8 protein-coding genes are annotated in these 11,655 nt (G+C 64.0%); 4 read left to right on the top strand and 4 right to left on the bottom strand.

All coding sequences use genetic code 11. From position 1 onward, the window contains the following. Positions 1-372 precede the first annotated feature (372 nt). On the top strand, positions 373-1,746 hold the full coding sequence (locus IV091_RS06200; RefSeq protein ID WP_293466556.1) for an efflux RND transporter periplasmic adaptor subunit: 1,374 nt from the start codon (positions 373-375) through the stop codon (positions 1,744-1,746). 70 nt (positions 1,747-1,816) lie between these two features. Continuing rightward, positions 1,817-4,969 (top strand): efflux RND transporter permease subunit, encoded by a 3,153-nt coding sequence (locus IV091_RS06195; RefSeq protein ID WP_293466553.1) that lies wholly within the window; start codon positions 1,817-1,819, stop codon positions 4,967-4,969. Between the two features lie 33 nt (positions 4,970-5,002). Here IV091_RS06195 and glp read toward each other — a convergent pair whose 3' ends face one another. The 4 genes from glp to IV091_RS06175 form a co-directional block, all read right to left on the bottom strand. Continuing rightward, on the bottom strand, positions 5,003-6,358 hold the full coding sequence (gene glp / locus IV091_RS06190) for a gephyrin-like molybdotransferase Glp (protein WP_293466551.1): 1,356 nt from the start codon (positions 6,356-6,358) through the stop codon (positions 5,003-5,005). Continuing rightward, positions 6,355-7,002, bottom strand: a complete 648-nt coding sequence (gene mobA, locus IV091_RS06185) for a molybdenum cofactor guanylyltransferase MobA (protein WP_293466549.1) — start codon at positions 7,000-7,002, stop codon at positions 6,355-6,357. The genes glp and mobA overlap by 4 nt, the downstream gene beginning before the upstream one ends. 10 nt (positions 7,003-7,012) lie before the next feature. After that, complete coding sequence (moaA, locus tag IV091_RS06180) at positions 7,013-8,146, bottom strand: GTP 3',8-cyclase MoaA (protein ID WP_293466546.1); 1,134 nt, start codon at positions 8,144-8,146, stop codon at positions 7,013-7,015. Positions 8,147-8,255: 109 nt separating this feature from the next. Further along, on the bottom strand, positions 8,256-9,689 hold the full coding sequence (locus IV091_RS06175) for an aldehyde dehydrogenase family protein (protein ID WP_293466543.1): 1,434 nt from the start codon (positions 9,687-9,689) through the stop codon (positions 8,256-8,258). A gap of 233 nt (positions 9,690-9,922) precedes the next feature. On the opposite strand from IV091_RS06175, the gene IV091_RS06170 reads away from it, so the two are divergent. Both IV091_RS06170 and IV091_RS06165 read left to right on the top strand, forming a co-directional pair. Next, positions 9,923-11,002, top strand: a complete 1,080-nt coding sequence (locus IV091_RS06170) for a mannonate dehydratase (RefSeq protein WP_293466540.1) — start codon at positions 9,923-9,925, stop codon at positions 11,000-11,002. Positions 11,003-11,063: 61 nt separating this feature from the next. Beyond that, on the top strand, positions 11,064-11,655 hold a 592-nt coding region (locus IV091_RS06165), incomplete at its 3' end, for a tripartite tricarboxylate transporter substrate binding protein (RefSeq protein ID WP_293466537.1).

The raw sequence follows: 11,655 nt of genomic DNA, 5'->3' as shown, positions 1-11,655 counted from the left end.
GCGATCCGGGTAACGAGCGCGCCGATGCGCTGGCCAACAAAGGGGTGGAACGCGCCTTGGGCCGACTCTGACTTTTCGCCCTTAACTTAATTAACGCCGCAGCACTCCGATAACGCCCGCACAATGCGAGCCCGCCAGTCGCGGCGAATGGCACCGCAATGCCTTGGGACCGGCTGGCGCTGTCAGGCGCTTTCGCCCCAGGCACCGTGGCAAGGGAAGAGAAATTCATGCGCTGCGTGGCGAGGGTAAAGCTGCAGTAAAGCCGGTGCGCTCGCCCCGTTAAAAAAACCTGAAATGCTGCGAACTCTGTGCGCTCCTGCTACAGTCAAAAATTGTTTCCATTTCTGACAAGTTTTCTTTTCCGGCGCACTCATGGCATCAAAAGCAATTTACACGGTCGTCGCAGTGGCCGGCATCGCAGCGGCTTCGGGCGCTGCGTGGTGGTATCAAAAACCCAAGGCCGAGGGCAATGCCTCCGGCATGTCGTCTATAGCCGCGCCACCCAAGGGCGGCGCCAGTGGTGCTGGCCGCAATGGCGGCAGCGGCAGACCACCCTCGGTAGAAGCTGCCCGTGTCGATATTGCCCGGCTGACCGATGACACCCAGGCTGTGGGTAGCTTGCGCTCGCGCCGCAGCGTGGTGTTGCGCCCGGAAGTCAGCGGGCGCATTACCCGGCTCAATTTCACCGATGGCCAGCGTGTGCGCAAAGGGCAGGTGCTGGTGCAGTTTGATGACCAGCTGCAGCAGGCGCAAGTCCAGCAAAGCCAGGCTGAACTGTCGATTGCCCTGGCCAATCAAAAGCGCAACCAGGAACTGGTGGCGCAAAACTTCGTCAGCCAGCGTTCCCTTGATGAAAGCGCGGCCAACCTGCAGGTCGCCCAAGCCAAGCTGGCGCTCACCAAGGCCACTGCTGCGCGCCTGAAAATTGTGGCGCCCTTTGACGGTATCGCCGGTATTCGCCAGGTCAGCGCAGGGGACTACCTGAAGGATGGCGCCGACATCGTCAACCTTGAAGACATAGAGGCCATTTATGTCGACTTCAGGCTGCCAGAGCGGTTTCACGCCAAGCTCAAGCGCGGCCAGATGGCGATGCTGAATATTGATGCGCTGCCCGGCCAGCAATACGTGGCGCAGATCCAGGCGATTGATCCCCTGGTTGACGTCAATGGCCGCTCGGTCGGCGTCCGGGCCTGTATTGACAACCGCCAGCTGCAACTGCGGCCCGGGATGTTCGCGCGGGTCAATACCGTCTTTGGCGTGAAGGAGGGCGCCCGCGTGATTCCAGAAGAGGCGATCGTTCCGCAAGGCGGCAAGCAATTCGTCATCAAGCTGCTCAAGGGACCCAGCGAGCAGACCCGAACGACCCAACGTGTCGAGGTCAAGGTGGGGTTGCGCAGTCCCGGCAAGGTGGAGATTCTTGAGGGGCTGGCACCTGGCGACACGGTGATCACGACCGGTCAGCAGCGGGTGCAGCGCGATGGCACCGTGGTCATGGTGGTGAGCCCGGCGGGCAATGGCGCGTCCGGCAAAAAGGCCGGACGGCCTGATGCGGCGACGACGGCTGAAGCGCCCGCTGTTCAGGCGTCCGCACCCGATCCTGTGCTTGCCCGCGCAGCGACTGTGCCCGCGCTGTTGCCAGGGCCCAACCCCTGCGGCGCAGTTGTGTCCGATGCGCGCCCGCCCACGGCGCCTGCGCCCATGCGCCATGCGGCCCCGGCCAGCCTGGCACCGCGCGATCCCGCCTGAGCCTGCCTGAGCCCCTGCAGGCAACGCCAAATCCTGGTTCCAACTTGCGTCACTGACCCCACCGCCTCCTATGCAACTCGCTGAAGTCTCCATACGCCGTCCGGTGTTCGCCACCGTGCTGTCGCTGCTCATCGTGTTGATCGGCGCGGTGAGTTTTAACCGCCTCACCGTGCGCGAATACCCCAAGATTGACGAGCCCGTGGTGACCGTGAGCGTGCGCTACGCGGGCGCGTCGGCCGAGGTCATCGAGTCGCAGGTGACCAAACCGCTGGAAGACTCGATTGCCGGCATTGACGGTGTGGACGTGATCACGTCCATCAGCCGCGCCGATCAGGCGCAGATCAGCGTGCGTTTCCGGTTGGAGAAAGACGCCGACGCTGCCGCCGCCGAGGTGCGCGACCGCACCTCCCGGGTTCGCAACCGTCTGCCGCAGGCGATTGAGGAACCAGTGATCGCCAAGGTCGAGGCCGATGCCTTCCCGGTCATCCAGCTGGCGTTTTCCAGCGAATCGTTGAGTCAGCTGCAGATCAATGACCTGGTCAACAACGTCGTCAAGCCCCGGCTGCAGACCGTCACCGGGGTCGCCGACGTCCGTATTTTTGGCGAGCGCAAGTACGCCATGCGCGTCTGGCTGGACACCGACAAGCTCGCCGCCTACCGGCTGACCAGCCAGGATGTCGAAGATGCGATTCGCCGCAGCAACCTGGAGCTGCCTGCAGGCCGCATTGAGTCGCAGCAGCGCGAGTTCAGCGTCACATCGCAGACCAACCTGCTCACGCCCGCCCAGTTCGGCGAGATCGCGATCAAAACCAGTAACGGATTTTCAGTCAGGGTGCGCGATGTGGCCCGGGTCGCCGAAGGCGCGGCGGACGAGCGCTCCGCTGTCCGGCTGAACGGCCGATCCGCCGTGGCGGTCGGCGTCATTCGCCAGGCCACGGCGAATCCGCTGGATTTGTCCAAGGGCGTGCGGCAAGTCATCCCCCAGCTCAAGGCCGACCTGCCGCCTGACCTGCTGATCGACATTGCCAATGACAACTCGGTGTTCATCGACCGCTCGGTCAAGAACGTCTACAAAACCATTCTTGAGGCCGTGCTGCTGGTGGCGCTGGTCATTTTTGTGTTTTTGCGCACGCCGCGTGCCTCCATCATTCCCCTGGTCACCATTCCCGTGAGCCTGGTCGGCACCTTTGCCCTGATGGCGCTGGCTGGCTTCACCATCAACACCCTGACGCTGCTGGCGCTGGTGCTGGCGATCGGGCTGGTGGTGGACGATGCCATCGTGATGCTGGAAAACATCTTTCGTCACATTGAAGAGGGCATGGATCCGTTTTCAGCCGGCATCAAGGGGGCCCGCGAAATCGGCTTTGCCATCATCACCATGACGGCCACGCTGGTGGCTGTCTATGCGCCGCTGGCCTTCACACCCGGGCGCACCGGGCGCCTGTTTGTCGAGTTTGCGCTGGCGCTGGCGGGCGCGGTGGTGGTGTCGGGTTTCGTGGCGCTGACGCTGACGCCCATGATGTGCACGCAACTGCTGCGGCACAACCCCAAGCCCAACCGCTTTGACCGCACCATGGAGCGGGTGTTGACGTCCATGGCCGACCGCTACGGGGCTGCGCTGCGCTGGGTGGTTTCCGCCCGCTACCAGGCGCCTGCCGGCGCGCGCGGCGCGGGCCAGCGGGTAAAGGGTTTTGTCCTGCAGGCACGCTGGATTGTGCTGGCGGTCATGCTGGCCAGTGCGCTGGCGATTGCGCTGGTGTTTCCCACCATGAAGCAGGAACTCTCGCCGATGGAAGACCGCGGCGTGATCCTGGCCACCGTCAACGCGCCGGACGGCGCCACGCTGGACTACACCAACCGCTATGCGCAGGCGCTGGAGAAAATGGGCGAGCCGTTCAAGGAGTTTGACCGCATTTTTGCCAACGTCGGCAACCCGACCGTGGCGCAGGCCAGCGTGGTGTATCGCACCGTGGACTGGGATGAGCGCAAGCGCTCCACCATGGACATGGCGCGTGAATTGCAGCCCAAGTTCAACGCGCTGCCGGGCGTGACGGCGTTCCCCATCACACCGCCGTCACTGGGGCAGGGCTTTCGCGAGCGGCCGCTTAATTTTGTGATCCAGACCTCGGAAAGTTACCAGAACCTCGATGCCGTGGTGGAGCAAATGCTGGTGGAGATCGCCAAAAACCCCGGCATTGTCTCGCCCAATGTGGACTTGCGCCTGAACAAGCCCGAGCTGCGCATAGAGGTGGCGCGCGACCGGGCCGCTGACCTGGGCATCAGTGTGGACGCGGTGGCCAAGGCCGTCGAGACCTTGCTGGGTGGCCGCAATGTCACCCGCTACAAGCGCGATGCCGACCAGTACGACGTGATTGTCCAGCTTGAGGCTGGCAGCCGCAGCACCCCCGAAGCCATTGAACGCATTTACGTGCGGGGCCGCAATGACGCGATGATCCCGCTTTCCAGCCTGGTCAAGGTGAGCGAAAGCGTGTCGCCGCGTGAACTGAACCACTTCGGGCAGCGGCGGTCGGTGTCCATCACCGCCAGCCTGGCGGGCGACTATTCGCTGGGCGAGGCGCTCAGCTTCATGGACCAGACGGCGGCCAAGGTGCTTAAAACCGGCTACAGCACCGACCTGAACGGCACGTCGCGCGAGTTCAGGAATTCGCAGGGCGCACTGGCCATTGTGTTTGCGCTGGCGCTGCTCTTTATTTTCCTGGTGCTGGCCGCGCAGTTTGAAAGCTTTATTGATCCGCTGGTCATCATGCTGTCGGTGCCGCTGTCCATGATTGGCGCGCTGCTGGCGCTTAAGTGGAGCGGAGGCTCGCTCAACGTCTACTCGCAGATCGGCCTGATCACGCTGGTGGGTCTGATCACCAAGCACGGCATTCTGATTGTGGAGTTCACCAACCAGTTGCGCGGGCAGGGCATGGAAATGATTGACGCGCTGGTCAAGGCGTCTTCCCAGCGCCTGCGCCCCATCATGATGACGACAGGCGCCATGGTGCTGGGCGCCTTGCCGCTGGCACTGGCCACCGGGGCCGGGGCTGAAAGCCGGATGCAGATTGGCTGGGTGATCGTGGGCGGCATGTCGCTGGGCACCTTGCTGACCGTGTTTGTGGTGCCGACCATGTACGCGCTGTTTGCCCGGCAAAAAGTGCCGGGCGCCAGCAAGGCCCTGGCAAAAGAACAGCCGGACCACCCCGCCGAGCAACCCGCCTAGGCGGGGACTGAAGCGGCAGCCGGGCCGGCCGCGCTAGAGCGCGCCGGCAAACATCAAAACATCCACCTCGTCGCCCACCGCCACATTGCCCTGGCCGTGGTGCAGCACGATCAGCCCATTGGCTTCGGCCATGGAACGCAGCACGCCCGAACCCTGGCTACCGGTGGTTTTTACGTGCAGCGCGCCATCAGGCGCGGTCGATACCCAGCCGCGCTGGTATTCGGTGCGGCCCGGTTTTTTCCGAATCGCTTCGGTGCTGCGGGCTTTGAGCAGTGGCGGCTGCGCCTCGGTGCTGCCCATCATCTGCAGCAGCGCCGGGCGCACAAAGGCCAGAAACGTCACCATCACCGCCACCGGGTTGCCAGGCAGGCCAAACAGCACCGCGCCCTCTGGATTGCTATTGTTTAAATAGCTTCCTGTCTCCGTCGGTATTGGGTGAGTGGCTGATTTTTTCGGCAATATACGGCCCACTGCCATGGGCCGTCCGGGTCGCATCGCAATGCGCCAGAACGCCACATCGCCCAGTTTTTTCATCATGGCCTTGGTGTAGTCGGCCTCGCCCACGCTGACGCCGCCCGAGGTGATGATGGCGTCGGCCTGCGTGGCGGCCTCGGTGAACGCCGCCTCCAGCAGCGCCGGGTCGTCGCGCACCACGCCCATGTCTATCATCTGGCAGCCCAGGCGGCTCAGCATGCCAAACACGGTGTAGCGGTTGCTGTCGTACACGGCGCCTTCGCGCGGCGCTTCACCCAGCGACAAGATTTCGTCGCCGGTTGAAAAGTAGGCGACCCGCAGCGGCCGCCAGGTTGTCAGCGTTTTAAGACCCAAAGAGGCCGCCAGACCAATACGCGCAGGCGTTAGCAGCTCGCCTTTTTGTAGCGCTGGCTTGCCCTGCATCAGGTCCTCGCCGCGCAGCCGGCGGTTGTCGCCGGCGCGCAGCAAGGCCGGTGCAATCGTGATGTGGTCCCTGCCGCCGGCTTGGCTCAGCGTGACGAACTCCTGCGGCACCACGGTGTCCAGCCCCTGCGGCATGATGGCGCCCGTCATGATCTTGACGCACTGGCCGGCTTTGACGGGGCCATCCTTGCCCTGCCAGGCCTTGCCCGCCAGCGCCGTGCCCATGACCTGCAGCACCAGCGGCGCATCGGTTTGCAACTGGCCGCCGTCAAAGGCGTAGCCGTCCATGGCCGAGTTGTCATGCGGTGGTACGTCAAACGGCGAAATCACGTCGGCGGCCAGGACCCGGCCCAGCGCCTCAAACAAGGGCAGTTCCAGCACGTCCCGGACCGGCGTGACCAGCTGCGACAGGAAATCCAGCACCTGTGGCGCGGACAGGGCTTGCGGGTCGTAGCCCTGCAGTTCGGCGCCAATTTGGGCGAGTGTTTTCACGGCAGGCTGGCTTCGAGTTGGTGCAGTTCGGCCAGCGTGTTGGCATTGAAAAAACCGCGTGCGTCATCGCCGGGCTGGTCAAACGGCACCACCACGGTCTTGTGCAGCGCCGTCCAGGCGTCAATCTTGCGGCCGCCGCTTTGCGTAAAACGCAGCAGGCTTTCCAGCAGGCGGGTCGGCATCAGGCAAAACACCGGCTGCGGCCTGAGTTGCCCGTCTTCTTCGCGGGCAGCGGCCACGGCGATCTCGGCATCCTCCCGCGCAAGGGCGTCGGCCATGCGCGCCACCAGGTCCAGCGGAAACAGCGGCGTGTCGCACGGCACCGTGAGCAGGTAGGGGGTTTCGCAGCGCTCCAGCCCTGTCAAAAAACCGGCCAGCGGCCCGGCGTATTCGCCCAGACCGGTCGTGTCGGGCCAGACCGGCACGCCAAACGACTCGTAGGCGGCCAGGTTGCGGTTGGCATTGATCATGACCTCGCCGACCTGGGGCGACAGCCGCATCAAGGTGTGCAGCGCCAGTGGCACGCCGTTGAAGTTTTGCATGCCCTTGTCGGCACCGCCCATGCGCGCGCCGCGCCCGCCGGCCAGAATCACGCCCGTGATCGCTTCGGTATGCAGCGGCGCTTCCATATTCATATCGTTCATATCGTTCAAATCATCCTCCGATGTAGCTCATCTCAACGCGCCTGGCGGCGCCGTCTGCCGGGTTTGTATCTGCGGGCAGGGCAGCGCGCAGCGCCGAATAGCGGTCTGTGCGCGCCTGCCAGATCGGGCCCACGGCCGCCGCGATCTGCTCGTCGGCGTAGTTGCCGCGCAGCAGGGCGCGCAAATCATGGCCCTGGCTGGCAAACAGGCACAAAAACAGCTTGCCTTCGGTCGACAGCCGGGCCCGGTTGCAGTCGCCGCAAAAAGCCTGCGTCACGCTGCTGATCACGCCAATTTCACCGGCGCCGTCGGCATAGCGCCAGCGCTCGGCGGTCTCGCCGGTGTAGTTTGGGTCAATCGCGGTCAGAGGGAACTCGGCGTTCAGGCGCTCAATGACCTGCGCGGAAGGCAGCACCTCGTCCATGCGCCAGCCGTTGCTCGCGCCCACGTCCATGTATTCAATAAAGCGCAGCACCGCGCCCGAATGGCGAAAATGCCGCGCCATGGGCACAATTTCAGCGTCGTTGGTGCCGCGCTTGACCACCATGTTGATCTTGAGCGGTGCCAGGCCCACTTTTTGCGCCACTTCAATGCCCTTGAGCACATCGGCCACCGGAAAATCCACATCGTTCATGCGCCGAAACACCGCGTCGTCCAGCCCGTCCAGGCTGACGGTCACGCGCTGCAGTCCGGCGTCTTTCAGCGACTGCGCCTTTTTGGCCAGCAGCGATGCGTTGGTGGTCAGCGTGATGTCCAGCGGCTTGCCGCCGGGCGTTTGCAGCTTGGCCAGCATCTCGATCAGCACTTCCAGGTGCTTGCGCAGCAAGGGCTCGCCGCCGGTCAGCCGGATTTTCTCGACGCCGTGCGCGACAAAAATCCTGGCCAGGCGCGTGATTTCCTCAAAGCTCAGCAGCGAGCTTTGCGGCAAAAAGGCATAGTCCTTTGTAAAGACCTCGCTTGGCATGCAGTAGTTGCAGCGAAAGTTGCAGCGGTCGGTGACGCTGATGCGCAGATCGCGCAGCGGCCGACCCAGCGTGTCGCTCAGCAGGCCGGAGGGCGCCAGCAACTGGGCCGGAATGGCCGGCACGCGGCTGGCGTATCGAATGTCTGCGAGCGGGATTATTTTGTGTGGTTTGTCTGTCATGGTGAAAATCCTTGGGGTGAATTTACTCCATTGGCGGTGCACCGCATGGAATGGGCCGCCTTGCCCCCAGCGGTTGCACGTGATGGCCGTTCATGTCCTGGGCAGGCCCTCAACCGTGCCGGATGGCGACGGTTTTCAGGGTCGTGAAGCCATGCAGCGCCTCAAACCCCTTTTCGCGCCCGTAGCCCGAGGACTTCACGCCGCCAAACGGCAACTCCACGCCGCCCCCAGCGCCGTAGTTGTTGATGAAGACCTGGCCGCTTTTCACGCGTTTGGCCATGCGGAACTGACGCGCGCCGTCTGCGGTCCAGACACCGGCCACCAGCCCGAAGCGGGTGGCATTGGCCAGTTCCACGGCGTGGTCTTCGTCCGTAAAGGGCATGGCGCACAGCACCGGGCCAAACACCTCTTCCTGCGCCAGGCGGTGCATCACCGGCACGTCGCGCAGCAGGGTAGGGGCCTGGTAAAAGCCGGTTTCGGGTGCTTCGTCCACGATCTGGCCCTGCGCCACCATCGGAATGCCCGCGACCTGCGCATCGCTTAAAAAGTCCCACACGCGCTGCTGCTGGCTTTGCCGGATCAGCGGGCCCACGTCCAGGTCCATGGCGGCGGGGCCCACCCGCAGGGCTTCAAAGGCCTGGCCCAACTGCTCCAGCAGCGGCTCGTAAATGGCTTGCTGCACCAGCAGGCGCGAGCCGGCCGAACAGGTTTGCCCGGCGTTTTGCACAATCGCGTTGACGATGGCGGGAATCACCGTGTCCGGGTCGGCATCGGCAAACACAATCTGCGGGCTTTTGCCGCCCAGCTCCAGCGTCACCGGGCAATGGCGCTCGGCCGCCACCTGCTGGATCAGCGTGCCAATGCTGGGGCTGCCGGTAAAACTGATGTGGTCAATGCCCGGGTGGCGCGCCAGCGCGTCGCCCACTTCATGGCCGTAGCCGGTCACGATGTTGATGGCGCCGGCCGGAAAGCCGGCTTCGGCGGCCAGCTGGGCCACGCGGATCAGCGACAGGCAAGCGTCTTCGCTGGGCTTGACCACGCAGACATTGCCCGCCGCCAGCGCGCCGCCCACGCTGCGGCCAAAAATCTGCATCGGGTAGTTCCACGGAATGACGTGGCCAGTCACGCCGTGCGGCTCACGCCAGGTCATCACGCTGTAGCCGTCCAGGTAGGGAATGGTCTCGCCGTGCAGCTTGTCACAGGCGCCCGCGTAAAACTCGAAGTAGCGGGCCAGCGCCAGTGCATCGGCCCGGGCTTGCTGCGTGGGTTTGCCGCAGTCGCGCTGCTCGATCAGCGCCAGTTCTTCGGCGTGCTCGGTCACCTTGGCCGACAAGCGCATCAGCAGCCGGCCGCGCTCGGCCGCGCTGAGCCGGCTCCAGACCCGGTCCAGGCAGCCGCGGGCGCTGCCCACCGCCACATCAATGTCGTACGCGTTGCCGCGCTGGATTTCGTCAAAGACCTGGCCGTCCGAAGGATCGATGACAGGGATGGTTTTGCCCGACGAGGAGGGCACCGAGGTGTTGGCAATGTAATTGAGTTGCATGAGCGTGATTTTGCGTGAAAGCGGGGCCTTGAGCTGCCCTGCCGGGTAAAGCCGCAGAGAACGCTTCCGATTGAGACCTGCTGTCTGCCCTGTCCCGCATGTTGGGATTTGAACAGGGCCTGCGGGGATCTCCTGCTTGATGCCCGGGCGCTCCTGACTCAAAATGAACGCGCGTCCATACAGGCGCCAGGGTCGTGATGCTCTGTTTTTTAACCACGGAATACCACCTCACCATGTACATCGGAGAACAACTCATCAACCCGCCGGCCGAGCGGCTGCGCCTGTCTGCCCAGTTGGGCGTGGAACGGGTGGTCATTGACAACCGGGGCACCGACCTGGTCAAGCCCGGCGGCGTCTGGGACGTGAACAAGCTGCGCGGCTACCGCGAATGGGTCGAGAGCTTCGGCCTGAAGATCGATTTGTTTGCGCTGGACGTGGGCTCCATCCTGCTCGACTTTTTGACCGATGAGGCCAGCGCGCGCCAGCAGGCCGAAGTCCTCAAGCAAAACATCCAGATCGCCGCCGACGCCGGCCTGACGGCCTTGAAATACAACGTGCAAATGGTGGGCATCACCCGCACCGGCCTGCGCACCGGGCGCGGCGGCGTTCAGTACAGCGGCTTCAAGCTGGCCAGCTACAGCCCGGAGGCGGACCGCAAGCACAGCTACTGGGGCGTGGGCTACCCGACCAACCAGGACGAGGGAGATGCCGAATCTTCGATGCTTTGCGGCCAGAAAATGGCCAAAGAGGTGCCGCCCGTGACCGAGGAGTCGGGCTGGCGCGCCATTGAATTCCTGGTGAACGAACTTGTGCCCGCCGCCGACAAGGCCGGTATCAAACTGGCCTGCCACCCGCACGACCCGGCCTATCCGGTCGGTGGCCTGAATGGCGTGGAACATGTGCTCGGCTCCATCGAAGGCATGCGCCGCTTCATTGCGCTGTCTGGCAGCCCGAATCACGGCCTGAACTTCTGCCAGGGCACGGTCGCCGAAATGGCCCAAGAGCCGCACCGCTATGTGATCCGCGCGATTGAAGAATTCGCGCCGCGCATCTTCATGGTGCATTTTCGCAACATCAAGGGCGGCTACCTCGACTTTGCCGAGGTTTTCCCCGATGAAGGCGACGTGGACATGAACGAAGCCGTGCGGGCCTACCAGCGCGCGGGCTACGCCGGCATTTTGTGCCCCGACCATGTGCCGCTGAGCGCGCTTGACCCGAACCGCGAACGCTTCATGGCGTTTGCCCTGGGCTACACGCGCGGCCTGCTGCAGGCGGCCGGCTACAAGCCAAAAATCACCACGCTGGCGGACTGAACAACGTATTCAAAACGCCGGATTTTTCCTTTCCCACATAAATCCACCCGGAGACCACCCCATGATTCGCAGAAAACTTGTTAAATTCGCAGCTATCGCCGCACTCGGCACGGCCCTGCCGCTGGCGGTGCTGGCCCAGTCCGACTACCCGAGCAAGCCGGTCAAGATCATCGTGCCGTTTCCGGCCGGCGGCACCAGCGACATCATGGGCCGCCTGGCCGCCGAGGAACTGGGCAAGCAACTCAAGCAGCCCTTCATCGTCGAGAACATCGGCGGGGCGGGCGGCGTGATCGGCACCGAGCGGGCTTCCAAGGCCGCCCCCGACGGCTACACCCTGGTGTTGACCGGTGTGGGCTCAAACGCCGTGGCCCACGGCCTGGAGCCCTTGCCCAAGTACAACTCCAACACCGACTTCGTCCACATCTCGCAGATCCACTCTGGCCCCAATGTGCTGGTGGTGCATCCTGGCACGCCGTTCAAGACGCTCAAGGAGCTGGTCGATTACGCCAAGGCCAATCCCGGCAAGCTGGACTACGGCTACACCCCGGCGGCTTCGGGCCACATGGCCATGGAGCAGTTCAAGCAGACCGCCGGCCTGTTCATGCTGGGCATTCCCTACCGTGGCGGCGGCCCGATGATGACCGACATTTTGG

The organism is Polaromonas sp. (genome assembly GCF_018780625.1).
GTDB lineage: Bacteria > Pseudomonadota > Gammaproteobacteria > Burkholderiales > Burkholderiaceae_C > Polaromonas.
The sequence above is the reverse complement of the archived record's forward strand: the minus strand, read 5'-3'. Positions and strand labels throughout refer to the sequence as shown.